The organism is Crenalkalicoccus roseus (assembly GCF_004761865.1).
In the GTDB taxonomy this organism is placed as follows: domain Bacteria; phylum Pseudomonadota; class Alphaproteobacteria; order Acetobacterales; family Acetobacteraceae; genus Crenalkalicoccus; species Crenalkalicoccus roseus.
Genome location: NZ_SJDM01000007.1, coordinates 113,660 through 138,841, shown reverse-complemented (window position 1 = coordinate 138,841; position 25,182 = coordinate 113,660). Strand labels below are relative to the sequence as shown.

At 73.6% G+C, this 25,182-nt stretch carries 25 protein-coding genes; 15 read left to right on the top strand and 10 right to left on the bottom strand.

The genetic code is table 11. The features are described 5' to 3' along the window. Nucleotides 1-1,134: D-alanyl-D-alanine carboxypeptidase family protein (locus ET526_RS08740; protein WP_135467305.1), on the bottom strand; the 1,134-nt coding region annotated here is incomplete at its 3' end. A gap of 337 nt (nucleotides 1,135-1,471) precedes the next feature. Between ET526_RS08740 and ET526_RS08735 the strand changes: the two genes are divergently transcribed. The 4 genes from ET526_RS08735 to ET526_RS08720 all read left to right on the top strand — a co-directional run bounded on the left by ET526_RS08735 (nucleotide 1,472) and on the right by ET526_RS08720 (nucleotide 5,488). Beyond that, the gene (locus ET526_RS08735; RefSeq protein WP_135467304.1) at nucleotides 1,472-2,035 is read left to right on the top strand and encodes a phasin family protein; all 564 of its coding nucleotides are present in this window, start codon (nucleotides 1,472-1,474) and stop codon (nucleotides 2,033-2,035) included. A gap of 240 nt (nucleotides 2,036-2,275) precedes the next feature. Beyond that, entirely contained in the window at nucleotides 2,276-2,608 is a 333-nt protein-coding gene (gene clpS, locus ET526_RS08730; RefSeq protein ID WP_135467303.1) for an ATP-dependent Clp protease adapter ClpS, read from the top strand. 117 nt (nucleotides 2,609-2,725) lie between these two features. Then, nucleotides 2,726-5,065, top strand: a complete 2,340-nt coding sequence (gene clpA, locus ET526_RS08725; RefSeq protein ID WP_135467302.1) for an ATP-dependent Clp protease ATP-binding subunit ClpA — start codon at nucleotides 2,726-2,728, stop codon at nucleotides 5,063-5,065. A gap of 87 nt (nucleotides 5,066-5,152) precedes the next feature. Beyond that, complete coding sequence (locus tag ET526_RS08720; protein ID WP_240048323.1) at nucleotides 5,153-5,488, top strand: carboxymuconolactone decarboxylase family protein; 336 nt, start codon at nucleotides 5,153-5,155, stop codon at nucleotides 5,486-5,488. Between the two features lie 195 nt (nucleotides 5,489-5,683). On the opposite strand, the gene ET526_RS08715 is transcribed toward ET526_RS08720, so the two are convergent. The 6 genes from ET526_RS08715 to ET526_RS08690 all read right to left on the bottom strand — a co-directional run bounded on the left by ET526_RS08715 (nucleotide 5,684) and on the right by ET526_RS08690 (nucleotide 12,264). Further along, nucleotides 5,684-6,577 carry a polyphosphate kinase 2 family protein gene (locus ET526_RS08715; RefSeq protein WP_135467300.1) on the bottom strand — a complete coding sequence of 298 codons (894 nt, stop codon included), beginning with the start codon at nucleotides 6,575-6,577 and terminating at the stop codon, nucleotides 5,684-5,686. Nucleotides 6,578-6,592: 15 nt separating this feature from the next. Then, nucleotides 6,593-7,816 (bottom strand): MFS transporter, encoded by a 1,224-nt coding sequence (locus tag ET526_RS08710; RefSeq protein ID WP_158295529.1) that lies wholly within the window; start codon nucleotides 7,814-7,816, stop codon nucleotides 6,593-6,595. Nucleotides 7,817-7,850: 34 nt separating this feature from the next. Next, a complete protein-coding gene (locus ET526_RS08705; RefSeq protein ID WP_135467298.1) occupies nucleotides 7,851-8,732 on the bottom strand; it encodes an endonuclease/exonuclease/phosphatase family protein in 882 nt (293 codons plus the stop codon). A gap of 9 nt (nucleotides 8,733-8,741) precedes the next feature. Then, complete coding sequence (locus ET526_RS08700) at nucleotides 8,742-10,748, bottom strand: DNA/RNA helicase domain-containing protein (RefSeq protein WP_135467297.1); 2,007 nt, start codon at nucleotides 10,746-10,748, stop codon at nucleotides 8,742-8,744. Beyond that, complete coding sequence (locus tag ET526_RS08695) at nucleotides 10,745-11,590, bottom strand: DMT family transporter (protein ID WP_192898673.1); 846 nt, start codon at nucleotides 11,588-11,590, stop codon at nucleotides 10,745-10,747. The genes ET526_RS08700 and ET526_RS08695 overlap by 4 nt, the downstream gene beginning before the upstream one ends. A 152-nt stretch (nucleotides 11,591-11,742) precedes the next feature. Then, entirely contained in the window at nucleotides 11,743-12,264 is a 522-nt protein-coding gene (locus ET526_RS08690; protein ID WP_135467295.1) for a hypothetical protein, read from the bottom strand. A 157-nt stretch (nucleotides 12,265-12,421) separates the two neighbouring features. Between ET526_RS08690 and ET526_RS08685 the strand changes: the two genes are divergently transcribed. From ET526_RS08685 to ET526_RS08640, 10 genes are all read left to right on the top strand, one after another. After that, nucleotides 12,422-13,570, top strand: a complete 1,149-nt coding sequence (locus ET526_RS08685; protein WP_158295528.1) for an AI-2E family transporter — start codon at nucleotides 12,422-12,424, stop codon at nucleotides 13,568-13,570. 64 nt (nucleotides 13,571-13,634) lie between these two features. Continuing rightward, complete coding sequence (locus tag ET526_RS08680; protein ID WP_135467293.1) at nucleotides 13,635-14,126, top strand: Na+/H+ antiporter subunit E; 492 nt, start codon at nucleotides 13,635-13,637, stop codon at nucleotides 14,124-14,126. Continuing rightward, nucleotides 14,119-14,394 carry a monovalent cation/H+ antiporter complex subunit F gene (locus tag ET526_RS08675; protein WP_135467292.1) on the top strand — a complete coding sequence of 92 codons (276 nt, stop codon included), beginning with the start codon at nucleotides 14,119-14,121 and terminating at the stop codon, nucleotides 14,392-14,394. The genes ET526_RS08680 and ET526_RS08675 overlap by 8 nt, the downstream gene beginning before the upstream one ends. Next, nucleotides 14,391-14,705 carry a monovalent cation/H(+) antiporter subunit G gene (locus ET526_RS08670; RefSeq protein WP_240048320.1) on the top strand — a complete coding sequence of 105 codons (315 nt, stop codon included), beginning with the start codon at nucleotides 14,391-14,393 and terminating at the stop codon, nucleotides 14,703-14,705. The genes ET526_RS08675 and ET526_RS08670 overlap by 4 nt, the downstream gene beginning before the upstream one ends. After that, entirely contained in the window at nucleotides 14,702-15,634 is a 933-nt protein-coding gene (locus ET526_RS08665) for a hydrogenase subunit MbhD domain-containing protein (RefSeq protein WP_135467291.1), read from the top strand. Before ET526_RS08670 ends, ET526_RS08665 begins: the two co-directional genes overlap by 4 nt. Continuing rightward, nucleotides 15,631-15,930, top strand: a complete 300-nt coding sequence (locus tag ET526_RS08660; RefSeq protein ID WP_135467290.1) for a cation:proton antiporter subunit C — start codon at nucleotides 15,631-15,633, stop codon at nucleotides 15,928-15,930. The genes ET526_RS08665 and ET526_RS08660 overlap by 4 nt, the downstream gene beginning before the upstream one ends. A gap of 4 nt (nucleotides 15,931-15,934) precedes the next feature. Next, complete coding sequence (locus ET526_RS08655) at nucleotides 15,935-17,446, top strand: complex I subunit 5 family protein (protein WP_135467289.1); 1,512 nt, start codon at nucleotides 15,935-15,937, stop codon at nucleotides 17,444-17,446. Then, nucleotides 17,443-18,930 carry a complex I subunit 5 family protein gene (locus ET526_RS08650; protein WP_135467288.1) on the top strand — a complete coding sequence of 496 codons (1,488 nt, stop codon included), beginning with the start codon at nucleotides 17,443-17,445 and terminating at the stop codon, nucleotides 18,928-18,930. Before ET526_RS08655 ends, ET526_RS08650 begins: the two co-directional genes overlap by 4 nt. Beyond that, nucleotides 18,927-20,597 carry a complex I subunit 5 family protein gene (locus ET526_RS08645; protein WP_135467287.1) on the top strand — a complete coding sequence of 557 codons (1,671 nt, stop codon included), beginning with the start codon at nucleotides 18,927-18,929 and terminating at the stop codon, nucleotides 20,595-20,597. The genes ET526_RS08650 and ET526_RS08645 overlap by 4 nt, the downstream gene beginning before the upstream one ends. Before the next feature lie 94 nt (nucleotides 20,598-20,691). Continuing rightward, the gene (locus ET526_RS08640) at nucleotides 20,692-21,003 is read left to right on the top strand and encodes a hypothetical protein (protein WP_135467286.1); all 312 of its coding nucleotides are present in this window, start codon (nucleotides 20,692-20,694) and stop codon (nucleotides 21,001-21,003) included. Nucleotides 21,004-21,045: 42 nt separating this feature from the next. Here the strand turns inward: ET526_RS08640 and ET526_RS08635 are convergent, their stop codons facing one another. Beyond that, nucleotides 21,046-22,041, bottom strand: coding sequence for a zinc-dependent alcohol dehydrogenase family protein (locus tag ET526_RS08635; RefSeq protein WP_135467285.1), 996 nt, complete (start codon nucleotides 22,039-22,041; stop codon nucleotides 21,046-21,048). Between the two features lie 50 nt (nucleotides 22,042-22,091). Here ET526_RS08635 and ET526_RS08630 point away from each other — a divergent pair, with 50 nt between their 5' ends. After that, nucleotides 22,092-23,099, top strand: coding sequence for a DUF2891 domain-containing protein (locus tag ET526_RS08630; protein ID WP_135467284.1), 1,008 nt, complete (start codon nucleotides 22,092-22,094; stop codon nucleotides 23,097-23,099). Between the two features lie 70 nt (nucleotides 23,100-23,169). Here the strand turns inward: ET526_RS08630 and hflC are convergent, their stop codons facing one another. After that, a complete protein-coding gene (hflC, locus tag ET526_RS08625; protein ID WP_135467283.1) occupies nucleotides 23,170-24,141 on the bottom strand; it encodes a protease modulator HflC in 972 nt (323 codons plus the stop codon). After that, complete coding sequence (gene hflK, locus ET526_RS08620; protein WP_338025337.1) at nucleotides 24,138-25,178, bottom strand: FtsH protease activity modulator HflK; 1,041 nt, start codon at nucleotides 25,176-25,178, stop codon at nucleotides 24,138-24,140. Before hflK ends, hflC begins: the two co-directional genes overlap by 4 nt. Nucleotides 25,179-25,182: the final 4 nt, after the last annotated feature.

Below are 25,182 nucleotides of genomic sequence, written 5' to 3'. Positions count from 1 at the left end.
GCGCGCGGCGGAGGGGCTGCGCGCGGCGGGCCGCGCCACGCCGCGGCTGGTGTCGCCCTGCTCGATCATCGTGGGGCCCGGCGCGGCGGTGACCCGGGTGCCGCCCGGCCGCCGCGGCGGCTGCGTGGTCGCCCGGACCGGCGTGGCGCGGGCGGCGGGAGCGGACCGCGCCGCGGCGGCGGTTCGCGTCGTTGATGCCGGGGCGCGGGCTTGGCTCGGCGCGGGGCGGCGCGCGGCCGCCGTGGCCGCCTGGGCGCTGCCGACCAGCACCGGCGCCGGAGCTTGGCGGCGCGCGATGGGCGCGACCCCCATCTGCGCGAAGCCCTGGTCGAGCAGCGCCATCATGTGGCGGTCGCGCTCTCGCCCCGTGCTGCCGCCGAAGACGGCGGCGATCAGGCGCACCCCGTCGCGCTGGGCGCTGGCCACCAGGTTGAAGCCGCTGTCGTTGATGTAGCCGGTCTTGATGCCGTCCGTGCCCTCGTATTCCTGCAGCAGGCGGTTGTGGTTCCAGTGGGTGCGGCCGCGGAAGACGAAATGGGGCGTCGAGAAATAGGCGTAGAGGCGCGGGAAGTCCTGCATCACCCGCCGCCCGAGCAGCGCCATGTCGCGCGCCGTCGTCACCTGCCCCGCATCGGGCAGGCCGGAGGCGTTGCGGAAGGTGGTGCGCGACATGCCGAGGGAGCGGGCCTTCAGCGTCATCATCTGGGCGAAGCGGTGCTCGCTGCCGCCTCCCAGGAACTCGCCCAGCGCCGCCGCGGCGTCGTTGGCCGACTTGGTGACCAGGGCGAGGATCGCCTCCTCCACGGTCAGGGTCATGCCGGGCGCGAGGCCGAGGCGCGAAGGCGGCATGGCGGCGGCGGTGGCGGAGACCGGCACCGGCGTCGCGAGGCCGATCCTGCCCTCCTGCAGCGCCTCGAAGGCCATGTAGACCGTCATGATCTTGGTCAGCGAGGCGGGGTAGCGCTGGTGATCGGCATTGGCGGCGACCAGGACCGCGCCGGTGCGTGCCTCGGTGACGATGGCGGCGTATCGGTCGCTGCCGATCTGCGCGTCCGCCGGCGCAACGATTGCGGATACGAGGATGCCCGAGAGGGTCAGCACGACCCCCAGGCGTCGGACGCTGGTCCCGAACATGCTGACCCCCTGATGCACGGCCCTCCCCCCCCGGGGAACCGCGAATCCCGCCCGATGCTAGGCGGCGGCGGAGCCGTTTGTCCACCGGAACTAAACAGGAACTTCCTTGGCGCGGCAGAGTCTTAACGAACATTGCTGAAGTGGCCAGCAACTTCGGCCGCGGAGGCCTGCCACCTCGGATCACGGCTTGGTGAGGGATCGTTCATGCTGCACCGCAAAAATTATCTTGCATACAGTCGCGGCCGCGGCCTAAACACCGCCTCCATGCTGCATTGCAGCATAGGGCCCGTCGGGGCTGCCCGCCGCGCCCAACCGACCAACGGCAAGGAGTAGCGTCGTGGCGAACGAGAACGAGACGAAGGCCCCGAAGCCGGCCGAGGCCGGCAAGGCGGCCGAGGCCAGGGCCACCGAGGTGAGGCGGCAGGCGGAGGAGCTGACCCAGGCCGCCGCCGCCCGGGTCCGCAAGATTGTCGACAACAGCGCCGGCGAGGCGCAGCGCGTGACGGAGAAGACGATGGAACAGGCGAACAGGACGGCCGAGACCCTCTTCAAGGCCGCCGAGGACGCGGCGGAGTTCAGCCGCGGCAATGTCGAGGCCTTCGCCAAGGCGGCGCAGGCCTATGTGGCCGGCATGCAGGATCTCGGCCGCTTCGGCATGGCCATCGTGCAGGGCATGACCGACCACGCGCTCGAGGGCGCGAAGGCGCTCACCTCGGTGAAGAGCCTGCAGGAGGCGGCGCAGGTCCAGGCCAACTACACCCGCAGCGCCATCGAGAAGGCGGTGAGCGAGAGCGCCCGCTTCCAGGAGGCCGCGCTGAAGGTCGCCGAGCAGTCCTTCGCGCCGCTTTCGGCCCGCATGACCCTGGCGGTGGAGAAGTTCTCCCGTCAGAACGCGGCCTGAACCGCCCGTGCCCGGCCCGCGGCCGGGCTTGCTGCCGGGCCCGGCGCTGCCCCTCCCCCGCCAGGGAGAGGGGCGGCCCGGGCCCTTTCCTTTGCGGCCATACCACCCCAAATCGGTGTTGCGCCGGTCTGCGGCACTTCACGCCGCGCCCCGCCCTCCGATATCCTGGGGACCGGGGGGTGGCGAGGCCAAGCCCCTGAAGACATGCAGGCGGGAGGGTGCCTGCCCACCAGGATGCTCATGAGCGACCAAGACAAGCGACCGAACGGGGAAAACACGCCGGGGACCGGGGTCGTTGTCAAGACGCGCCCCCGCACCAAGAAGCCCTCCATGTACAAGGTGCTGATGCTGAACGACGACTACACGCCGATGGAGTTCGTCGTTCATGTTCTGGAACGGTTCTTCCAGAAGAGCCGGGAGGAGGCGACGCGCATCATGCTGCATGTGCACAGGCGCGGCGTCGGTGTCTGCGGGGTCTACACCTATGAGGTCGCGGAGACGAAGGTGACCCAGGTGATGGACCTTGCGCGGCAGAACCAGCACCCGTTGCAGTGCACCATCGAGAAGGAATGAGCCGCACCCCGCGGACAGGCCCGGCATGCCGGCCCGGCCGCTCGGTCGGCAGGCGGAACCGCCCTGGGACCCGCACGCTAGCGGAGGCAGGGATCCTGATAAGGGAGCGTCACTGATATGCTGTCACGCAACCTTGAGCAGACGCTCCATCGCGCCCTCGCTCTGGCCAATGAGCGCCGGCACGAATACGCGACGCTCGAGCACCTGCTGCTCGCCCTGACCGACGACCAGGATGCCGCCACCGTGCTGCGTGCCTGCGGGGTCGACCTGGAGAAGCTGAAGCGCGACCTCACGGAGTTCCTGGATAAGGACCTGGCCGGCCTGGTCAGCGAGCGCGCGGGCGACCCGAAGCCGACCGCCGGCTTCCAGCGCGTGGTGCAGCGCGCGGCCATCCATGTGCAGTCGAGCGGACGGGACGAGGTGACCGGCGCCAACGTCCTCGTCGCCCTGTTCTCCGAGCGGGAGAGCCACGCCGTCTACTTCCTGCAGCTCCAGGACATGACGCGGCTCGACGCCGTGAACTTCATCAGCCACGGCATCGCCAAGGCGCCCGGCCGCAGCCAGAGCCGCCCCGTGCAGGGCACCCCCTCGGCGCAGGAGGAGGCGGAGAAGGAGGAGAAGCCGCGCGGCGGGCGCGGCCAGGACGCGCTGTCCAACTACTGCGTCAACCTCAACAGGAAGGCGCAGCAGGGCAAGATCGACCCGCTGATCGGCCGCGAGCAGGAGATCGAGCGCACCATCCAGATCCTCTGCCGGCGCACCAAGAACAACCCGCTCTACGTGGGCGACCCCGGCGTGGGCAAGACCGCGATCGCCGAGGGCCTGGCCAAGCGCATCATCGAGGGCGACGTGCCCGAGGTGCTGGCCAAGTCCACCATCTACGCCCTCGACATGGGCAGCCTGCTCGCCGGCACGCGCTACCGCGGCGACTTCGAGGAGCGGCTGAAGGCGGTGGTGGCCGAGCTCGAGAACCAGCCGGGCAGCATCCTCTTCATCGACGAGATCCATACCGTGATCGGCGCCGGGGCCACCTCCGGCGGCGCCATGGACGCCTCCAACCTGCTCAAGCCCGCCCTCGCCCAGGGCACGCTGCGCTGCATCGGCAGCACGACCTACAAGGAGTACCGCAACTACTTCGAGAAGGACCGCGCCCTGGTCCGCCGCTTCCAGAAGATCGACGTCAACGAGCCGACGGTCGAGGACGCGGTGAAGATCCTGCAGGGCCTCAAGGCGAACTACGAGAAGCACCACAAGGTGAGGTACACGCCGGAGGCGATCCGCGGCGCGGTGGAGCTCTCGGCGAAATACATCCACGACCGCAAGCTGCCGGACAAGGCGATCGACGTCATAGACGAGGTCGGCGCCTCCCGCATGCTGCTTCCCGAGAACAAGCGCCGCAAGACCGTCACGCTGAAGGACGTGGAGGAGATCGTCGCCAAGATCGCCCGCATCCCGCCGAAGAGCGTGAGCGCGGACGACAAGGAGACGCTGCGGAACCTCGAGCGCGACCTGAAGGCCATGGTGTTCGGCCAGGACCGCGCCATCGAGGCGCTCGCCGCCGCGATCAAGCTCTCCCGCGCCGGGCTGCGCGATCCGGAGAAGCCGATCGGCAACTACCTGTTCTCGGGGCCGACCGGCGTCGGCAAGACCGAGGTGGCGAAGCAGCTCGCCAAGACGCTCGGCATCGAGCTGATCCGCTTCGACATGTCCGAGTACATGGAGCGCCACAGCGTCTCCCGCCTGATCGGCGCGCCGCCGGGCTATGTCGGCTTCGATCAGGGCGGCCTGCTGACCGATGCCATCGACCAGCACCCGCACGCCGTGCTGCTGCTCGACGAGATCGAGAAGGCGCATCAGGATCTCTACAACATCCTGCTGCAGGTGATGGACCACGGGAAGCTGACCGACCACAACGGCAAGACCGTGGACTTCCGCAACGTCATCCTGATCATGACGACGAATGCGGGCGCGGCGGACATGGCGAAGCCCGCCATCGGCTTCGGCGCCACGGTGCGGGTCGGCGAGGACGAGGAGGCGATCAAGCGCCTGTTCACGCCCGAGTTCCGCAACCGCCTGGACGCGGTGGTGCCCTTCTCCGGCCTGACCCCGGAGATCGTCGGCCGCGTGGTCGAGAAGTTCGTCATGCAGCTCGAGGCCCAGCTCGCCGACCGCAACGTGACGATCGAGCTCAGCTCGGCGGCCAAGGAGTGGCTGGCCGAGAAGGGGTATGATCCGCTCTACGGCGCCCGGCCGCTCGCCCGCGTGATCCAGGAGCACGTGAAGAAGCCGCTGGCCGAGGAGCTGCTGTTCGGCAGGCTCACCCGCGGCGGGGCGGTGAAGGTCGGCCTGAAGGATGGCGCCCTCACCTTCGACTATGTCGAGGCGGCGCCGCCTGCCCTGCCCCGCCCCGAGGAGGGCGACGGCGAATCCGAGCGCGAGCCGGAGGTGGTGGAATAGCCGGCCCCGCCCACCCGGCGGGCGGCATCCGGCGGGCGTCGGCGCAGAGCCGGCGCCCGTCCTCATGCGGGGGAGTTCATGAGCGCGATCAAGGACTGGAACAGCTACAGCGCGGCGGCAAAGGATCGGGGCAAGGAGCTTTCCGCCCTGCATCCGGAACTGGTGAAGGGCTTCGTCGCCCTCTCCGGCGCCTCCGCCAGGACGCAGCACCTCGACGCCAAGACGCGCGAGCTGATCGCCCTCGCCGTCGCCATCACCACGCGCTGCGACGGCTGCATCGACGCCCATGTGCGCAAGGCGCAGGCGGCCGGCGCGACCCGGGCCGAGATGGCCGAGGCTCTGGGCGTGGCCATCGCGCTGAACGCCGGCGCGGCCTTCACCTACGCCCTGCACGTGCTGGACGCGGCCGACGCCGGGAAATGACACGGCCCGGGCGGGCTGGGGCAGTGTCCGTTCGCCCTGGCTCATGCCAAAGGCCCTGCCTTTCGGCATGAGAGCGGCTTCACCCGTTCGGGTGGGTGCACCGGAACGGGATGCACGTCAGGGCCATGCCCCGGAAACGGCCGCAGCCTCTCCTCCCTAGGGCAGGGTCACGCGTCCGGCCGCCCGCGACCTGCCCTACCTTTCCAGCGCCCGCCGCGCCTCCTCCAGCTCCGCCAGCGCCGCGGCGCCGAGGCGGGGATAGTGCAGGTCGAGATCCTGCATCGCCATGGCCAGCGCCGCCGCCACCACCAGGCGGGTGAACCACTTGTTGTCCGCCGGCACCACGTACCAGGGTGCGTGCGGCGCGGCGGTGGCGCGGATCGCCTGCTCATAGGCCTCCTGGTAGGCGTCCCAGTGGCGGCGCTCCGCCACGTCGGCGGCGCTGAACTTCCAGTGCTTCTCCGGCTCCTCGATGCGCTTGAGGAAGCGGCGGCGCTGCTCCTCGGCGCTGAGGTGAAGGAAGAATTTCAATACCACCACCCCCTGGCGCGCCAGGTAGCGCTCGAAGGCGGCGATGTCCTCCAGCCGCTCCTCCCAGATGCGGCTGGTCACCAGGCGCGGGGGCAGCTTCTGTCGCCGCTCCAGGATCTCGGGGTGCACGCGCACGACCAGCACCTCCTCGTACCAGGAGCGGTTGTGGATGCCGATCATGCCGCGCGCCGGCAGGGCGACGGCGTGGCGCCACAGGAAGTCGTGGTCGAGCTCCGTCGGCCCTGGCGCCTTGAAGCTGACCACGTGGCAGCCCTGCGGGTTGACGCCGCTGAACACGTGCTTGATGGCGCCGTCCTTGCCCGCCGCATCCATGGCCTGGAAGATGCACAGCACCGCCCAGCGATCCTGGGCGTAGAGCATGTCCTGCATCTCGGCGAGCATCTCCCGCCCCCGCGCCAGAAGCTCCCTCGCCTCCCGCTTCTCGAGGGCGAGGCCGGCGGTGTCGGCGGGGTCGTGGTCCTTCAGGCGGAAGCCCTTGCCCGCCTCCACCCGGAAGCGGGACAGGATCCCGCGCAGGCGGTTGCCGTCCCAAGGCATGCGCACCCTCCCTCCTCAGTCCGCGCGGCGCGGCGCCGCCAGCATCCAGAACGCCGCAAGCGCCTGCAACGCCAGGGTCAGGCCAAGCGCCCAGCCATAGCCCGCCGGGTCCCAGCCCCCCGCCGCCGTGCGCGGCCACAGGTCGAGGATGACGCCGATCAGGTTCTGCAGCACGAAGACCAGGGCCAACATGCTGAAATTCATCGCCGTGGCGACGCGCCCGGTCAGTTCCGGCGGGAAGCGCTGCGCCAGGGCCGCATAGGCCACGGGCCCGGTGGAGCCCGAGGCGGCGAAGCAGAACCACAGCGCCGCCAGCGCCACCGGATCGCGCGGCGCGAGGATCAGCCCAAGCTGCGCCGCCGCGATCAGCGCCATGCCGGCGAAGGGCACCAGCATCGGATCGAAGCCGCGATGCTGCAGCGCCGAGGCCACCTGGCCGCCCACCAGGCTCCCGCACATCATGCCGAGGGCGTAGAACAGCAGGATGGTGGCGCGCGGCTCGCCGCCGAGGCCCGCCACGTCGCGCAGCCAGGGACCGGCCCAGAGCCCCTGATAGGTGAACACCAGGCCGGAGGCGAGGGCCACCGCCGGGGTGAAGCGCAGGAAGCGCGGATGCGCGAAGATCCGGCCGAATTCCGCGATCTCGGCGCCGAGGCGCCGGCGCGGCGGCGGACGCGCCCCCGGCGGGGCGAGCGGGACGGAAAGGTGGATCCATGCCGCGCCGAGGCAGGCCAGCAGGGTAAGCGCCAGGAAGGTGCCCCGCCAGCCGATCAGCGGCAGCACCGCCTGCACCGGCACGGTGGTGGCAAGCCCCCCCACCGCGCCGATGAAGATCGCCGCCCCCGTGACGGCGGCCAGGCGGTGCGGCGGGTACCACTGCGCGCCGGACTTCATGATGCCGATCAGCGCCCCGGCGATGCCGATGCCGCTGACGAAGCGCCCGGCCGCCAGCACCAGCGCGTCGGGAGCGAGGGCGCAGAGCAGGAAGCCCAGCGCCGCCAGCAGCGACAGCACCACCTGCACCCGCCGGACGCCGTAGAGGTCGAAGGCCAGCCCGATCGGAAGCTGCGCCAGCGCGTAGGCGGCGAAGAAGGCCGCGGCCAGGGCCCCGAGGCCGCTCGCCGACAGGCCGAACTCCAGCGCCAGCGCCGGCCCCACCACGGCGAGCACGATGCGTCCCGCCTGGTTGAGGAAGACGACCGCGGTGAGGGGCAGGGTGACTCGCGAGAAGGTCCGCATGCGGCGCGCAAACTGGCACGCCGGGGCGGCGCGGTCACCCGGCCCGCGAGGCGGGCAGCCGCAGGCGGATGCTGATCGGGCAATGGTCGGAGAGGCGGTCCCGGTAGGAGCGGTCGCGCTCCGCATAGACCAGCACGCGCAGCGAGCTCCGCACCCACCACCGTTCCGCCCCGCCGCCGAGCAGGATGTGGTCGATGAAGGGCCGCGTGCCGCGTGCCCCCGCCCAGCAGGGATCGGAGGCGCCCTCGCTCGTGCGCAGCAGCGGCGCCTCGGCGGTGAGCCGGTCGAGCATGTCGTCGCGCGGGCCGCGCATCCGGCGGTTGAAGTCGCCCATGATGGCGAAGGGGATGCCCTCGCGCCGCCGCGCTGCCACCCACCCGGCCAGGATCTCGGTCTGCTCGGCCAGCGTCTCGCAGTCCGGCGTCGGGCGGGAGAGGCGGCCGTCGCGGCAACCGGCCTTGAGGTGGATGGAGAGCAGGCGCAGCCGCACTCCCTCGGCCTCCACCGTGATGTCGGTGCCGCGGCGGAGCGAGAGGCGCGCATGCGGCCGCGTGTCGAGCTCCGCGAGGTCCGGGTTCTGCCAGGCGCGCAGGCCGCGGCGCACGGCGAAGCCGGTGCGCTGCACGGCGTTGTCGTCGGCGAAGAAGAACACCCATTCGCGCGGATCGAAGACGCGCGCCGCGGCCTCCGGCCCGTCCACCTCCTGCAGCGCCACCACGTCGGCCTCCAGGCGGCGGGCATAGGCGGCGAGCAGGCGGTAATCCTCGGGCCGGCGCCGTGTGAGGCCCTCCGGCAGCAGCGGGTCGTCGGCCGGGCGCAGCGTCAACCAGGCGATGTTCCATGTGGCGAGCCTGAGCTCCGCCGCGCCGAGCGGCGTCGCAATCAGCAGGGTGACGATCAGGACCAGGATGCGCATGGCGGCATCCTACAGCAGCGCGGGCGCCTCGGCTGCCGGGGGCGCCTTCAGCACTGCGTCGGCCGGACGTGCGCCGCAGGCCAGCAGGAAGGCGGCCACCGCGTCGAGCGCGTCGGCGTCGCGTGTCGTGTCGTGCCAGGGATCGCCGCGGCGGCTGCCGCGCGGCACCCAGATCACCGTCTCGTAGCGCGCGCGGGTCAGCAGCACCCGGTAGGTGTTGCGGATGAAGCGCCGCTCCTCCGCGTTGCGCACCACCTGCCAGTGGTCGCCGGCGAAGCGGCGCGGCAGCCAGGCGCCGCCCTCGCGCAGGAAATCCCCGCCCCAGGCGAGGCCGACCACGTCGAGCTCCAGCCCCTGGCAGTCGTATTCGGTGGCGAAGGTCTCGAGCGCCTCCGAGGAGCGGATGTCGGGCCAGCGCTTGAGGAACCAGTCGGCGATCTCGGGCACCTGCACGCCGAGCCCCTCGGCGCGCAGCCGCCTCGCCCCCGCCGAGGCGACCAGACCGGCGCGCCGCAGGCCGCGGCACAGGCCGCGCAAGGCCGCGCGCAGCGCCTCAAGGTCGCGCACCAGGAAGAAGGGCACGCCGCCATGGCGCCCGGCGATCGCCCGCGCCGCCGGGGCGTCGCCGTCCAGCACCGCCTCCACCCAGGACGCGGCGGCGGCATCGCGCACCTGCCGCATCGGCACGGCGAGGTCGAGATCGGGGTCGAGCGTGAGCCAGGGCACGGGACCGTCGGCCAGGCGCTGCGCCGGCTCCGCCGCCTCCAGCACCCGCGGCGCGGCCATGGCGCGCCAGCGCGGATCGGCGGCGATGGCGCGCCCCCATTCGATGAGCCCGGCCTCGCCGGTGTTGATCTCCTGCCCGCTGCCGATCAGCGCCACGATCACCGCCCAGCCGCCGTGACGGCCCATGATCTCCAGCGTGTGGGCCGCCTCGCTCGTCGTCAGGCGGCTGACGCGGCGCTGGGTGTCGCGGGTCGCCTGCCGCGCGTCCCAGGCGCGCTGCGCCTCGTCGAAGACGATGACGCGCTCCGCCGGCACCTGGCCGGCGTGGAGGACGTGATGCTCCAGGAAGCGGTGCACGTTCTGCAGGGCGCCGCGGGTCCTGGCCCGCGCCGCCGCCAGCGCCCGCCCGCCCTCCGGCGCCGCGTCCCGTGCCAGCGCCTCGCGCAGCACGGCGACCAGCGGGACATTGCCGGTGAGGAAGGCGGCGCCGTGTGCGCGCAGCGCGCCGAACACCACGTTCAGCCCGCAGAGCGTCTTGCCCGCGCCGGGGATGCCGGTGACGAAGACGACGCTGCGCGTCCCCTCCCGCTGCGCCGCAGCGATGGCGCGGGCGATGGCCTCGGTGGTGCGCGTCAGGTTCGGCGCATCGGCGCGGGCGGCGGCGATCTCCTGTACCGAGTTGCGGCGCCAGAGCAGCGTCGCCGCCTCCAGCACGGTCGGCACCGGGCGGTAGGGCGCGCGCTCCCAGGCCAGCGGGTCGAGGGGGCGCGCGGGCGGGCCGACCGCCCGGTGCACCTCCTCGATCAGCGCGCCGAGACCCTCCCCGTTCGCCCGCAGCACCGGCGCCACGCCATGCCAGAAGAGAGGCGGCTCAAGGCGCGGCGCGGGGGCCTGCGTCGCCACCAGCACCGGCACCACGGGATGGGCGCGGCAGCCGGCATGGAAATCGAGCAGGTCGAGGGCGTAGTCCTCCGCCTGCCGCAGGTCGGCGGCGGCGAAGCCGCGGGCGCCGTGCTTGAACTCCAGCACCAGGATGGCGCGGTCGGTCAGCAGCACCGCGTCCACCCGCCTCTCGAGGCGCAGCAGGTCGTATTCGGACAGCACCCGCCAGCCGGCCGGCACCCCGGACAGCGCCGCCCGGAGCAGCCGCGCCCCCGCCTCCCAGGCGTGGCGCTGGGCGGGCTCCAGCGTGGCGTGGCGCGCGGCCTGGGCGAAGGCGAGCCGCGCCGCCACCTCCTCCGGCGCCATCGCCAGAAGCTCCGGCACGGAGAGCGAGAGCCAGGCCCTCATGCCGGCGGGCGCCGCGCCGGCCAGGTCGCCAGCAGCAGGCTCGCCCCCATCAGCGCGAATCCCACCGCGTGCACCGCCCCGAACGCCTCCCCCAGCACCGCGACCGCCGTCACCGCGGCGGAGACCGGCAGGAAGCCGGTGAACACGCCCGCCACCCCGGCCGGGACGCGGCGCAGCCCCGCATACCACAGCAGCAGGCAGAGCACGCTCGCGGTCAGGCTGTGGAACGCCAGCAGCCCGCCGAGCGCCGGCTCGGCCAGCGCCGCCGCGGCGCCGATCCCCGGCAGGGCGAAGGGCAGCAGCACCAGGGCGCTGAAGGCCTGCATCCAGAGGCTGGCGGTGACCACCGGCACCTGGCCGGCGACGCGCTTGGCCAGCAGGACGTAGATCGCCTCGCCGCAGACGCCGGCGAAGACCAGCAGGTTGCCGAGCGCGCTCCCCTCCCCCTCCCCGCCGAGCCGGGCCAGGGTGATCGCCGCCATGCCGCCCGCCGCCAGGGCCGCGGCGGCCCATTGCCGCGGCCGCAGCCGCTCGCGCAGCCACAGCGCGCTGCCGAGCGCCACCACGGCGGGCAGCGTCGCCAGCACCAGGCCGCCCTCCAGCGCCGTGGTCAGGCGGAGCCCGGCGAGCAGCCCGGCATTGTAGAGCGCGGTGCCGAACAGCGCCTGCAGGAACAGGTTGCGCAGCACCGCGGCGGAGGGGCGCGCCCGCCCGTCCATGGCCCGCGCCAGCGGCCACAGCACCAGGCAGGCCAGGGCGCAGCGCAGGCAGGCGATCAGCGGGATCGGCAGCGCCTCGGCCAGCAGCTTGGCGACGCCGACATTGGCGCCGACCAGCGCCATGGAGGACGCCAGCTGGGCGTAGGCGAGAAGCAGGGGGGCGACTCCGGACTCCGGCCGCCCAGCCTAGCATGGCCGGGCCTTCCCGCCCGCGCGGGCCGCGCCCTCCGTGCCGGCGAGCCTCCCTCCCCGATCAGGCGTGCGCGGAATCCGCCCTATCGCCCGCCGCCGGAGGCGACGGGCGGGGCCGGCACGGCGCCCCCCGCCGCCGCGGCGGCGCCGGCGAGTTCCTCGCGCAGCCGGTCCACCGCGGCGAGGGCCTGCGACGCCGCCGCCTGCCCCGTCTCGTCCCCGCGCTGCCAGCCGGGGCCGGCCTCGTCGAAGGCCTGCCGAAGCTCGCGCACCGTCTCGCGGTAAATCTCGGTGCGGGTCGCCTCCGGCGGCGCGTTCTCCACGGCGCGGAGGAGGTTGCGCACCTCCTGCATCAGCTCCTGCCGGGCCGGCGTCATGGCGGCGCGGTTGTAGGTGGCGGGTTCCTGTGCCGCCTTCTCCTGCGCCGCGCGCAGCCGGAGCTGCGCCTCCTGCAGCATCAGCACGTAGCCCTGAAGGGCGGAGGCCTCGGCCGTCGCCGGGGTCTCGGCCTGCCGCGCCGTCTCCGCCACCGGCGGCTGCGCGGCGGCCCCGCCCGCAAGCGCCAGCACCAGGCCGGAGGCGATCACCATGCTGCTGCACCGCATGTCCGTGCTCCTTCGCCGAACCGCTGGGCGAACACCCGCGCGGGGGCGCGGTTCCCCCGCCGGCCGCACCCGAGGTCCGGACGATGTGATCGCGCCAGCGACACGAATCCCGCCCCCTTCCCTTTCCCGTCGGCGTTTCCGGGGCGTTGAGGGAAGCATGGACGAGAACGCATCGGTTCGCCGCGACGAGAGCGGAAGGCCACCGCGCACGGAACTGGCGGGCGCGGCCAGGATCTGCCTGATCGGGCTGTTCCTCATCGCCTGCCTGGCGGTGCTGTACTTCGCGCAGGGCTTCCTGGTGCCGGTGGCGCTCGCCTTCCTGCTGGCGCTGGTGCTGAGCCCGCTGGTGCGCTTCCTGGCACGGCGGCGCATCCCGCCGCCGGTGACGGCGGTGGCCCTCGTCCTCACCCTGCTCGGCACGGTCGCGGCCGGCGTCTATTTCCTCAGCGGCCCGGTCCAGGAATGGGTGAACAACGCTCCGCAGATCGAGTGGCGCATCCGCCAGAGGCTGGCGGAGGTGCGGGAGCCGGTCGAGGCGATGCGCGCGGCGACGGAACGGGTGGACCGCCTCACCCAGGGCGATGCCGATGCGCGCACGCCGGAGGTGGTGGTGCGCGAGCCCGGGCTGCTGGCGCGGACCGCGGCGACGCTGCCCAACGCCGCCACAGGGCTCGTCTTCACCCTCGTGCTGCTGCTGTTCCTGCTCGCCTCCGGCGACCTGTTCTACGCCAAGCTGGTGCGGGTGCTGCCGACCTTCCGCGACAAGAAGCGGGCGCTGCGCATCGCCCATGACGTGGAGCAGGAAGTGTCGCGTTACCTCTCCACCATCTTCTTCATCAATGTCGGACTCGGCGTCTGGATGGGGTTCGGGATGTGGCTGATCGGCCTGCCAAACCCGGCGCTCTGGGGCACCATGGCCTTCATGCTGAACTTCATCCCCTATCTCGGGGCCTTCATCGGCACCGTGGTGGTGGGGCTGGTGGGCGTCGTCACCTTCGACGACCTCGCCTGGGCGCTGCTGCCGCCCGCCTTCTACGTGCTGAGCAACACGCTGGAGGGGCACATCCTCACGCCTTCCATCGTCGGCCGGCGGCTCGACATGAACGCGGTGGTGGTGTTCCTCTCGGTCGCCTTCTGGGCCTGGATGTGGGGCATCGTCGGGGCGGTGATGGCGGTGCCCATGCTGGTGCTGCTCAAGGTGCTGACGCAGCATGTGGAAGCCCTCGCCCCGGTCGGAGAATTCCTGGCCGACCGGCACTCCCCCGAGGAGGAGGACGAGAAGGAGAAGGCGCCCTCGGCGGCATGAGGGGCGCCCCGGGCTCACGCAGCTTCGCATCGCCCGCGACGCACGGCGCCGCTAAGGGTTGGCCATGGCAGCAGCGATGACGCGGCGCGCCGCCGGGCGTGCCGCGGCCTTCTTCGGCGTCTGGCTCGTCCTCTCGGCGGCGGACCCTGGCGCCCTGATCCCGGGCGCGCTCGCCGCGCTGGCGGCCGCGCTGGCGAGCCTGCGGCTGCTGCCGCCCGGCCCGCGCCGGATCCGGCCCGGTGCGCTGCCGCCGCTCCTGCTGCGCTTCCTGTGGCAGTCGGTGCGGGGCGGGCTGGACGTGGCCTGGCGGGCGCTGAGCCCCCGCCTGCCGCTGGCGCCGGGCTTCGTCACCTGCCCGCTGCGCCTGCCTCCTGGCGGGGCGCGCAATGCCCTCGCCACCGAAATGAGCCTGCTGCCCGGCACCCTCGCCGTGGGGCAGGAGGGCGACGCGCTGCGGCTGCACTGCCTCGATGTCGCGCAGCCGGTTCCGGCGCAGCTCGCCGAGGAGGAGGCGCGGCTCCTCGCCGCGCTGGAGGAGGAGCCGGGACATGGCTGAATTCCTGGTCGTCGCCGCGGCCTTCGTGCTGCTCACCGTCGGCGCCGGGCTGGTGCGCATCCTGCACGGGCCGGCGGAGGCCGACCGCATGATGGCGGCGCAGCTTCTCGGCAGCGGCGGCATCGCCGTGCTGCTGCTGCTGGCGGTGGCGATGGAGCGGCCGGCGGCGGTGGACGTCGCGCTCGTGCTCGCCCTCCTCGCCGCCTTCGCCGCGGTGGCCTTCGTCAAGGGCCGCAGCCCCTCGGGCGCCGGCGACCCGGAGGCATGATGCGCCTCGCCCTCGACCTCTTCACCATCCTCTGCGTCTCGGCAGGCGGGGTGTTCTTCCTGGCCGCGACGATCGGGATGCTGCGCTTCCCCGACACGCTGACGCGCCTGCACGCGCTGACCAAGGCCGACAATCTCGGCCTCGGCCTGGTCGTGCTCGGCCTGCTGCCGCGCATGGAGGGCGTGGCGGAGGCGCTGAAGCTCGTGGGAATCTGGCTGCTGGCCCTGCTGGCGGCGGCGACGGTGGCGCAGCTCGTCGCGCGCGCGGCGCTGCGCGAGACGGCGGGCCAGCCCGGCGGGCCGCCGCGATGACCGCGCTCTGGCTGCTCGACCTCTGCCTGGTCGCGGTGATCCTTGCCGTCGCCCTCAGCGCCGTGGCGGCGCGCGACCTGTTCGCCGCCACCGTCTTCTTCGTCGCCTACGGCCTGCTGATCGCCCTGGCCTGGGTGCGGCTCGACGCGGTGGACGTGGCGCTGGCCGAGGCGGCGATCGGCGCCGGGCTGACCGGCGTGCTGCTGCTCGGCGTCACCGCGCGGGTGCACATGGAGGCGCGGACGCCCGGCCCCGGCCGGGGCATGCGCCTCGCCATCGGCGCCGGCTGCGCCGCCGTCTCGGTGGCGCTGGCGGCCGCCGTGCTTTCCCTGCCCGTGCCGGCGCCGAGCCTCGTCCCGGCGGTCGAGGCGGCGATCCCGGCCACCGGCCTCGGCAACCCGGTCACCGCGGTGCTGCTCGCCTTCCGCGGCTACGACACCCTGCTCGAGACCCTGGTGCTGCTGCTGGCGCTGCTCGGCGTGTGGTCGCTGGCGCCGGACCGGCTGTGGGGCGGGCGGCCCGGGCTGCGCCACCGGGCGCGGCCCGAGGGCACGCTGGCCTGGCTCGGGCGGCTGCTGCCGCCGATCGGGCTGCTGGTCGGGGTGTACGTGTTCTGGATCGGCAGCGACCAGCCAGGCGGCGCCTTCCAGGCCGGCACCATCCTCGCCGCGGTGTGGCTGCTCGCCATCATGGCCGGGCTCTCCGACGCGCCGCCGGTGCGCAGCCTGGCGCTGCGGCTGGTGCTGGTGGCGGGGCCGGTGGTGTTCCTCGGCATCGGCACCGCGGGCCTCTTCGTGGCTGGCGCCTTCCTCGGCTACCCGCCGGCGGCAGCCAAGACGCTGATCGTCACCGTCGAGGCGGCGCTAACCCTCTCCATCGCCGCGACCCTCGCCCTCCTGGTGGCCGGCGCGCCGGAGCGGGCGCCGTGACCGCCACGCTCTACGGCCTCACCGGCGCCGCGCTGGTCGGCATCGGCCTCTACGGGCTGATCGTGCGCCGCCACGCGCTGCGCCGGCTGCTTGCCTTCAACCTGCTCGGCAGCGGCGTGTTCCTGCTGTTCGGCGCGGTGGCGGAGCGGGCCGGACCGGGCGGGGACCCGGTGCCGCATGCGATGATCATCACCGGCATCGTGGTGGCACTGGCGGCGACCGCCCTCGGCGTGGCGCTGGTGCTGCACCTGGCCCGCGAGACGGGCCGGGCCGAGCCTGACCCGCCGGAGGGTTGAGCACATGCCCCCTGTGGCGGCACCCGAGGCAGGCTTCCCCTGGATCGTGCTTGCCATCCTCCTGCCGCTGGCCGGGATGGTGGCGGCGCTGCCGCTCGGCCGGCATGCCCGCGCGCTGGCGCTGCTGCTGATCCCGGCCGGGCTCGTGGTGGCGCTGCTGCTCGCCGCCCAGGTCTGGCGAGAGGGGGAGGTGACCTACGCGCTGGGCGGCTGGACGCCGCCGCTCGGCATTGCGCTGCGGGCGGACGGGTTCTCGGCGGTGATGGTGGTCACCACGGCGGTGGTGCTGCTCGGCGTCGCGCTGTTCGCGCAATCCTCCTTCCGCGCCCCGCCGGGGGAGGAGACGCGCGCGGCGCTGCTGTTCTGGGCGCTGCTGCTCGGCCTATGGGGGGCGCTGAACGCCGCCTTCCTGGGCAACGATCTGTTCAACCTCTACGTCGCGCTGGAGCTGCTGACCCTCGCCGCGGTGCCGATGGCGAGCCTCGAGGCGCGGGCGGAGACCCTGGCGGCGGCGCTGCGCTACCTGTTCTTCGCCCTCGCCGGCTCGGTGCTCTACCTGCTGGGCGCGGTGCTGCTCTACGGCGCCTACGGCACGCTCGACATCACGCTGCTGGCCGAGCGGGCGGGGCCGGAGCCGGTCACCTGGGCCGCGGCGGCGCTGATGACGGCGGGGCTCCTGGCCAAGACCGCGCTGTTCCCGCTGCATCTCTGGCTGCCGCCCGCCCATGCCGGCGCGCCGGCGGCGGCGAGCGCCGTGCTCTCGGCGCTGGTGGTGAAGGCCTCCTTCTTCCTCGTGCTCCGCCTCTGGTTCGACGCGCTGCCGGGGGTGATGACGGCGGCGGCGGGGCAGCTCCTCGCCGCGCTCGGGGCGGGGGCGATCCTGTTCGGCAGCGTGCTCGCCCTGCACCAGGTGCGGATGAAGCTGCTCGTCGCCTATTCGACCGTGGCGCAGCTCGGCTACCTGTTCCTGATGGTGCCGCTGGCGGGCGGCGGCGGCGCGGCCCAGCCCTGGGATGCCGGGGCCTGGAGCGGCGGCGTGCTGCACGCCGTCTCCCACGCCTTCGCCAAGGCGGCGATGTTCCTCGCCGCCGGGCTGTTCCTGCGCGCCGCGGGGCATGACCGCATCGCCGAGCTGCGCGGCATGGGCGCCGCCCTGCCCATGGTGACGCTGGCCTTCGGCCTCGCCGGCCTCTCCCTGCTCGGCCTGCCGCCGAGCGGCGGCTTCATCGCCAAGTGGCTGCTGCTGACCACGGCGATGGCCTCCGGCCAGTGGTGGTGGGCGCTGGTGATGTTCGCGGGCGGGCTGCTCGCCGCGGGCTACGTGTTCCGCGCCCTCACACCCCTGCTGGCGCGGACCGAGACGCCCGTGCTGCCCGGCCGGCCGGTGCCGCGGCACCAGCAATGGGCGGTGCTGGGGCTCGCGCTCTGCTCGGTGGCGCTCGGCGTCGCGCCGCTCATGCCCTTCGCCCTGCTGCAGGTCGGCCGCCCCGAGGCGGCGGAGGAGGGGATCGGATGAGAGGCGCGCTGCTGCCCCTCCTCGTGCTGGCGACCTCGCTGGTGCCGGCGGTGGTGATCTTCTTCCTCTCCGAGCACGCCTGGCGCACCCGCACCGCCATCAACATCGCCGGGGCGGTCGGCAAGCTCGCCCTGGTCGCCTACATGCTGGACAGCGTTGCCGCCGGCGCCGAGTACGAGCTGCGCTTCCCGCTCGTGCCCGGGCTCGACTTCCTGCTCCGGGTGGACGCGCTGGCGCTGCTGTTCGTCACCCTCTCGGCCGCGCTGTGGCTGCTGACCACGATCTACGCCATCGCCTATCTCGGCGAGGGGCCGCACCAGTCGCGCTTCTTCGGCTTCTTCAGCCTCTGCGTCGCCGCGACCACGGGCATCGCGCTGTCCGGCTCGCTCATCACCTTCTTCATCTTCTACGAGCTGCTGACCCTCTCCACCTGGCCGCTGGTGGTGCACCGCGGCGACGGGGAATCCTTCGCCGCCGGGCGCAAGTACCTCGCCTACACGCTGGGCGGCAGCACCTCGCTGCTGCTCGGCATCGTCTGGCTGGAGGGTCTGGTCGGGCCGATCGAGTTCACACGGCACGGCACGCTCGCCGGGCTCGACAGCGCAACGCTCGGCATCTGCTTCCTGCTGCTGGTGGGCGGGCTGGCGGTGAAGGCGGCGATCGTGCCGCTGCACGCCTGGCTGCCGGCGGCGATGGTGGCGCCGGCACCGGTCAGCGCGCTGCTGCACGCCGTGGCGGTGGTGAAGGCCGGCGCCTTCGGCATCCTGCGCGTGGTGCTCGACGTCTTCGGCATCGGGCTGGTGCAGGCGGAGGGGCTGGGCGTGCCCCTGGCGGCGATGGCCTCCCTCACCATCCTCTACGGCTCGCTGCGCGCGCTGGCGCAGGACGACATCAAGCGCCGCCTCGCCTTCTCCACCGTCAGCCAGGTCTCCTACATCACCCTCGGCGTGGCGCTGGCCGGGCCGGTGGCCGCGGTCGGCGGGCTGGTGCACCTGGTGCACCAGGGGCTGATGAAGATCACGCTGTTCTTCTGCGCCGGCGCGCTGGCGGAGACGCTGCACATCCACAAGGTGGGCGAGATGGACGGTGCCGGGCGGCGCATGCCGCTGACCATGCTCGCCTTCAGCATCGCCGCGCTCGGCATGATCGGCGTGCCGCCGGTCGCGGGCTTCGTCAGCAAGTGGTATCTCGGCGTGGGCGGCCTGCAGGCCGGGCAGGTCTGGGTGATCTTCGTCCTCGCCGGCAGCAGCCTGCTCAACGCCGCCTACTTCCTGCCGCTGGTGTACCGCGCCTGGTTCGTGCCCCCGCCCGGGGAGCGTGCGGGGGGCTGGACGCCGCTGCTGGCGCGGGAGGGGCATTGGGGCCTGGTGCTGCCGCCGGTGGCGACCGCCGCCGTTGCCCTCGCCGCTGGCCTCTTCGCCGCGGTGGCGCTCAGTCCGCTCGGCTGGGCGCGGCTGATCGTGGCGCGGGATTACGGGCTGTGACGGCCGCCCTTCCCTGGCTCGCCCTCGGCTTTCCGGTGGCGCTGCTGCTCGCCTGCCTGGCGCGCCCGGTGCGCGCGCACATGCTGGCGCTGCTGCCGGTCGCGCCGCTGCCGGCGCTGGCGACGGCGCTCTCGGGCCCGGTCGGCCTGGTGGAAGAGGGCCCGTGGCTGCTGCTCGGCATGGCGCTGGCGCTCGACGCCACGGGGGCGGTGTTCCTGGGCGCGACGGCGCTGCTCTGGATCGCCGCCGGCGCCTACGCCGCCGCCTATCTGCGCGGCAAGGCGCTGGCCGAGCGCTTCGCCGCCTTCTGGCTGCTGACGCTGACCGGCGGCCTCGGCGTGTTCCTCGCCGCCGACATCGTCAGCTTCTACCTCTCCTTCGCGCTGGTGAGCCTCACCGCCTACGGCCTCGTGGTGCACGAGGAGACGGCGCGGGCGCACCGGGCCGCCTTCATCTACATCCTGCTCGCCCTGTCCGGCGAGATCTGCCTGCTGCTCGGCTTCATGCTGCTGGCGGCGGCCGCGGACAGCCTGCTGATCGCACCGGCGGTGGCGGCGCTGCCGGACTCACCCTGGCGCGACCTGACGCTCCTGCTGCTGGTCGCGGGCTTCGGGCTGAAGGCGGGGCTGGTGCCGCTGCATGTGTGGCTGCCCCTCGCCCATCCGGCGGCGCCCACTCCCGCCTCGGCGGTGCTGAGCGGGGCGCTGGTCAAGGCCGGCATCTTCGGCCTGCTGCGCTTCCTGCCACTGGAGGCGGGAATGCCCGCCTGGGGCGAGGCGCTCGCCCTCGCCGGCCTGTTTACCGCCTTCTATGGCGTCGCCATCGGGGTGACGCAGTCCAACCCGAAGACGGTGCTCGCCTATTCCACCGTCAGCCAGATGGGGCTGGTGACGGCGCTGCTCGGCGTGGCCCTCGCCGAGGCCAATGCCGGGGTCGGCGCGGCGGCGGCGCTGCACGCGGCGCACCATGCGCTGGCCAAGGGCGCACTGTTCCTCGCCGTGGGCGTGGTCGCCGCCACCGGACGCGACCGCCTCGGCTGGGTGCTGGCGGCGGCGGCGGTGCTGGCGGTGGCGCTGGGCGGCCTGCCGCTGACCGGCGGGGCGCTCGCCAAGCTGGCGATGAAGGAACCGCTCGGAGAGGGTTATGTCGGGCGCCTGGCCGGCCTTACCTCCGTGACCACGACGGTGCTGATGGTGCATTTCCTGCGCTGCCTCGCCGCCACGGCGGCCGAGGCGCCGGCCGCCGCCGCTCCGCGCGGCCTGGTCGTGCCCTGGCTGGTGGCGGCGCTTGCCGCGCTTCTCGTGCCCTGGGGCCTCCATCTCGCGGGGGAGGAGGGCGCGCTGGCCTATGCGCTGGCGCCGGCCATCCTGTGGGAGCAGCTCTGGCCGGTGCTGCTCGGCGCGCTGATCGCCCTCGCCCTGGCGCGCTGGGTGCGGCTGCCGGCGCTGCCGGAGGGCGATCTGGTGGTGCTTGGCGAGGGCACGGCGCGGCGGGTGGCGCCGCTGCTGCGCCCGCCCCGGATCGCCCCGCCCCCGCTGCGGCCGCGCCGCGGCCTGACGCTGGCGCTGACGCGGGCCGAGCGGGTGCTGCGCGAATGGCCCGCGGCGGGGCTTTCGCTGCTCGCGGTGATGCTCCTGCTCGGCGCCTCCGTGGCGCTGCTGCCCTGATGCGGCCGGCGGCCGCCGGCCCGAGGCGTGGCGAGGCCGCAACCGCCCGCCCCGCCGCCGCGTTTCGGTGGCGTTCTCATGGGAGTCGCTACCGATGACCCTTGGCCTTCCGCGCCTGCTCGCCGCGGCGGCGCTTGCCTTCGCCCTTGCCCCCGGCGGGGCGGGCGCGCAGACGCCGGCCCCCCTGCCCCAGGATCCGCAATCCGCCCAGCAGCGGCAGGAGGCGGCGCCGGTGCAGGCGGAGAGCCTGGGCAATGGAACCCCGCGCCGCGACCAGGGCGGCGGGCAGACCGACACCAGCCCCGGAACCACGCAGCGGCAGCCCGTGCCCCCTGCCGGGGCCGAGCATCCGCCCGGCCAGCCGGTGCATCCGGGCCCGAACCCCGCCCTCGGCCGCGGCTCCTGAACGTCGCCCGTCCGGGCGCATTCCGCCTGAACGGGATCCGCCTCATGGCACCAGCACCAGCGCGCCCGTCACCTCGCCGGCGCGCAGCCGGCGCAGCGCCTCGTTTGCCTGTTCGAGCGGCAGGGTCTCGATCTCGGTCCGCACCGGGATGCGCGGCGCGAGCGCCAGGAACTCCTCCGCGTCGCGCCGGGTCAGGTTGGCCACCGAGAGCACGCGCCGCTCGTGCCACAGGATGGCGTAGGGAAAGGCCGGGATGTCGCTCATGTGGATGCCGGCGCAGACCACGGTGCCGCCGCGGTCCACCGCCCGCAGCGCGGCCGGCACCAGCGCGCCGACGGGGGCGAAGATCAGCGCCGCGTCGAGGGGTTCCGGCGGAGCCTCGTCCGAGCCGCCGGCCCATTCGGCGCCGAGCCGGCGGGCGAAGCCCTGCGCCGCCGCGTCGCCGGGCCGGGTGAAGGCGAAGACGCGCCGCCCCTCGTGGCGCGCCACCTGCGCCACGATGTGCGCCGCCGCCCCGAAGCCGTAGAGGCCGAGCCGTGCCGCGTCGCCGGCCATGCGCAGCGCCCGGTGGCCGATCAGCCCGGCGCAGAGCAGGGGCGCCGCCTCCGCATCCCCATAGCTGCCGGGCAGGGGGAAGCAGAAGCGCGCATCCGCCACCACATGCTCGGCATAGCCGCCATCGAGCTGATAGCCGGTGAAGCGCGCCTGCCCGCACAGGTTCTCCCGCCCCGAGCGGCAGAAGCGGCAGGTGCCGCAGGCCCAGCCGAGCCAGGGGACGCCGACCCGCGCGCCGGGACCGAACCGCTCCACACCCGCGCCCACCGCCTCGACGGTCCCGACGATCTCGTGGCCCGGCACCACATCCGGCTTCGCGGCGGGCAGTTCGCCATCCACCACATGCAGGTCGGTGCGGCAGACGGCGCAGGCGCGGACCCTGAGCCGCACCTGCCCCGGGCCGGGCTCGGGCACCGGCAGGCAGCGCAGCGCGAGTGGCCGGCCCGGCCGTTCCAGCACCATGGCGCGTGTCGTGGTTTGCATGCCCCGCCTCCTTCCCCGCAGGATAGCGTGGCACGGCATGGGGAGCAGCGATGCGCGACGGCCTGGAGGAGGAGATGGCGCGGCGCCTTGCCGCCATCGCCCTCGGCCATGTGCGGCGCGAATGGCCGAACAAGCCCGACCACGTGCTGGGCGGGGAGGAGGATCTCCGCCCGCCCCGCACCCTGCATCCGGTGTTCTACGGCAGCTTCGACTGGCACTCCTGCGTCCACGCCTACTGGATGCTGGCGAGGCTGCTGCGGCGCTTCCCGGCCATGGCGCCCGCCCCCGCCATCCGCGCCCTGTTCGACGCCCAGCTCACGCCGGAGAAGGTGGCGGCGGAGCGCGCCTATCTCGACCGGCCGCTGTCGCGCGGCTTCGAACGCCCCTATGGCTGGGCCTGGCTGCTGCGCCTGGCGGCGGAGCTCGACGGGCTGGAGGGCGGAGGCTGGGCGGCGGCGCTCGAGCCCCTGGCCCGCGCCTTCGCCGAACGCCTGCGGGACTTCCTGCCGCGCGCCGACTATCCGGTGCGCGCCGGGACCCATGGCAACACCGCCTTCGCCCTCGCTCTGGCCGCCGACTGGGCGGCGGGGCGGGATCCGGCGCTGTTCGCCCTGCTCGGGGAGAAGGCGCTGTCCTGGTACGGGGAGGATGCGGATTGCCAGGCCTGGGAGCCGGGCGGGGAGGATTTCCTCTCGCCGGCGCTGATCGAGGCGGAGTGCATGCGCCGCCTGCTGCCCGCCGCGGAATTCGCGCCCTGGCTTGGCCGCTTCCTGCCCCGCCTCGCCCTGGGGGAGCCGGCGACGCTGTTCCGCCCCGCACGGGTCAGCGACCGCACCGACGGGCGGATCGTGCATCTGGACGGGCTGAACCTCAGCCGCGCCTGGTGCTGGCGCGCCCTGGCCACGGGGTGGGAGGCGGAGGATCCCCGCCGGCGGCGGGCCGAGGCGGCGGCGGCCGCGCATCTCGCGGCCAGCCTGCCCCATGTGGGGGGCGACTACATGGGCGCGCACTGGCTGGGGAGCTTCGCGCTGCTCGCCCTGGACGCGCCCCCGGCCTGATGTGCCCGTGCTCCGGACGCGGCGAGGGGGCGGAGCGCGGCTCCGCCCCCCTTCGGCCGCCCCGCGCCCGCTACCGCGCCTGCGTGCCGGGCTGTTCCGGCACGGCCTGCGCCGTGTCCACGGGAGCGGGCGGCGCCCCGTTCCCGGCGGCCGGGGCCGCCGCCGCGGCGGTCGCGTTGTTCTGCGGCATGGACCGGAAGTAGCGGAAGAACTCCGAATCGGGGCTCAGCAGCAGCCGCGACTCGCCATCGGAGAAGGCTTCGCGCCAGGCCTGCATGGTGCGCCAGAATTGGTAGAATTCCGGGTCGCGCTGGAAGGCGTCGGCGAAGATGGCGATCGCCTGCTGCTCGCCCTGGCCGCGCAGGATCTCGGCCTGGGACTGCGCCTCCGCCAGCAGCACGGTGCGCTCGCGCTCGGCGCTGGCGCGGATGCGCTGCGCCTGCTCAGCACCCTCGGCGCGCTGCTCGCGGGCCACGCGCTCGCGCTCGGACTGCATGCGGGCCAGGATGGCCTGGGTGTTCTCCTCCGGCAGGTCGGCGCGGCGGATGCGCACATCCTCCACCTGGATGCCGAAGCTGCGCGCCTCCTGGTTCACGCGGTCGCGGATCTCGCCCATGATCCGCGCGCGGTCGGCGGAGAGCACCGCCATCAGCGGCTCGTTGCCGAGCGTGTTCCGCAGCGCCGAGGAGACGGCGGGGCCGAGCCGCAGGCGGATGCCGGCCTCGGTGGCGCCGACCGTCTGGTAGAAGCGCAGCGGATCGACGATGCGGTAGCGGGTGAAGGTGTCCACCACCACGCGGCGCTGGTCGCCGAGGATCACCTCCTGGCCCGGCGCGTCGTAGTCGAGCAGCCGGCGGTCCACGGTGATCACCGACTGGATGAAGGGCAGCTTCACCGCGAGGCCGGGCTCGCGGATCACGCGGATCGGCTCGCCGAACTGGGTGATCAGCACCTGCTGAGTCTGGTGCACCGTGAACAGCGAGGACAGCGCGACGATCAGGAGGACGAGCGCCGCGGCGCCGAAGACGACAAGACGGTTCATCGCGTCACTCCCGCCGGGCGACCCGGCATCAGCGCCGGCGCGGCCACGCCGGGGGAGACGGCGGGGCGCTGCTGCGGCTGCTGCTGCGCCTGACGGCCGTTCTCGTTCAGGTTCAGGAATGGCACCAGGCCCTGCAGCCGGTCATCCACCATGACCTTCGGGTTGCGGCGCAGGATGTCCTCCATGGTCTCGAGGTAGAGGCGGCGCATGGTGATGTCCTGCGCCTGCTGGTAGGCGGCCAGCACCTGCGTGAAGCGCTGCGCCTCGCCGCGGGCGCGGGCCACCTGGCTGTCGCGGAAGGCTTGCGCCTCCTGCACCAACCGCTCGGCCTCGCCGCGGGCACGGGGGATGATGTCGTTGCGGTAGGCCTCGGCCTCGTTGCGCTGCCGCTCGCGGTCCGCCGCGGCGCGCTGCACGTCGCGGAAGGCCTCGATCACCGCCGACGGGGGGTCCACCTTCTGCAGCTGCACCTGGGTGACGGCGACGCCGGCGCCGTACTGGTCGAGGATCGCCTGGGTGCCGGCGCGCACCTGCTCCTCGATCTGGGCGCGCGCCTCGGTCAGCGCGGGCTGGATCGGCGTGCGGCCGATCACCTCGCGCATCACGCTCTCGGCGGCGGACTTGATCGTGTTCTCGGGGTTGCGGGTGTTGAACAGGAAGTCCGCGGCCTCGCGGATGCGCCAGCGCACCACGAAGTCGATGTCGATGATGTTCTCGTCCCCCGTCAGCATGAGCGACTCCTCGGGCACGTCGCGCACCACGGGGGCGCGGGTGGTACCGGGATCGGCGGTGCGGAAGCCGACGAACACCAGGTTCTCGGTGGTGACGCGGGGCGTCAGCGCCGTCTCCACCGGCCAGGGGATGTGGTAGTTCAGGCCGGGCGCGGTGGTGCGGTTGAAGGCGCCGAAGCGCAGCACCACCCCCTCCTCGTCGGGCTGCACCCGGTAGAAGCCCGAGGCCGCCCACAGCGCCAGCACGATCAGCGCCAGCACGGAAAGCCCCTTGCCGCCGCCGCGGCCGGGGAGGACGCGCCGCACCCAA

Excerpts from the sequence above, each read along its gene's own strand:
- ET526_RS08650 (WP_135467288.1), top strand. The coding sequence starts at position 17,443 with ATGAGAGGCGCGCTGCTGCCCCTCCTCGTGCTGGCGACCTCGCTGGTG.
- ET526_RS08665 (WP_135467291.1), top strand. The coding sequence starts at position 14,702 with ATGACCGCGCTCTGGCTGCTCGACCTCTGCCTGGTCGCGGTGATCCTT.
- hflC (WP_135467283.1), bottom strand. The coding sequence starts at position 24,141 with ATGAACCGTCTTGTCGTCTTCGGCGCCGCGGCGCTCGTCCTCCTGATC.
- ET526_RS08690 (WP_135467295.1), bottom strand. The coding sequence starts at position 12,264 with ATGCGGTGCAGCAGCATGGTGATCGCCTCCGGCCTGGTGCTGGCGCTT.
- ET526_RS08655 (WP_135467289.1), top strand. The coding sequence starts at position 15,935 with ATGCCCCCTGTGGCGGCACCCGAGGCAGGCTTCCCCTGGATCGTGCTT.
- clpA (WP_135467302.1), top strand. The coding sequence starts at position 2,726 with ATGCTGTCACGCAACCTTGAGCAGACGCTCCATCGCGCCCTCGCTCTG.
- ET526_RS08710 (WP_158295529.1), bottom strand. The coding sequence starts at position 7,816 with ATGCGGACCTTCTCGCGAGTCACCCTGCCCCTCACCGCGGTCGTCTTC.
- ET526_RS08640 (WP_135467286.1), top strand. The coding sequence starts at position 20,692 with ATGACCCTTGGCCTTCCGCGCCTGCTCGCCGCGGCGGCGCTTGCCTTC.
- ET526_RS08705 (WP_135467298.1), bottom strand. The coding sequence starts at position 8,732 with ATGCGCATCCTGGTCCTGATCGTCACCCTGCTGATTGCGACGCCGCTC.
- ET526_RS08715 (WP_135467300.1), bottom strand. The coding sequence starts at position 6,577 with ATGCCTTGGGACGGCAACCGCCTGCGCGGGATCCTGTCCCGCTTCCGG.
- ET526_RS08685 (WP_158295528.1), top strand. The coding sequence starts at position 12,422 with ATGGACGAGAACGCATCGGTTCGCCGCGACGAGAGCGGAAGGCCACCG.
- ET526_RS08630 (WP_135467284.1), top strand. The coding sequence starts at position 22,092 with ATGCGCGACGGCCTGGAGGAGGAGATGGCGCGGCGCCTTGCCGCCATC.
- ET526_RS08635 (WP_135467285.1), bottom strand. The coding sequence starts at position 22,041 with ATGCAAACCACGACACGCGCCATGGTGCTGGAACGGCCGGGCCGGCCA.
- ET526_RS08700 (WP_135467297.1), bottom strand. The coding sequence starts at position 10,748 with ATGAGGGCCTGGCTCTCGCTCTCCGTGCCGGAGCTTCTGGCGATGGCG.
- clpS (WP_135467303.1), top strand. The coding sequence starts at position 2,276 with ATGAGCGACCAAGACAAGCGACCGAACGGGGAAAACACGCCGGGGACC.
- ET526_RS08695 (WP_192898673.1), bottom strand. The coding sequence starts at position 11,590 with ATGGCGCTGGTCGGCGCCAATGTCGGCGTCGCCAAGCTGCTGGCCGAG.
- ET526_RS08675 (WP_135467292.1), top strand. The coding sequence starts at position 14,119 with ATGGCTGAATTCCTGGTCGTCGCCGCGGCCTTCGTGCTGCTCACCGTC.
- ET526_RS08670 (WP_240048320.1), top strand. The coding sequence starts at position 14,391 with ATGATGCGCCTCGCCCTCGACCTCTTCACCATCCTCTGCGTCTCGGCA.
- ET526_RS08680 (WP_135467293.1), top strand. The coding sequence starts at position 13,635 with ATGGCAGCAGCGATGACGCGGCGCGCCGCCGGGCGTGCCGCGGCCTTC.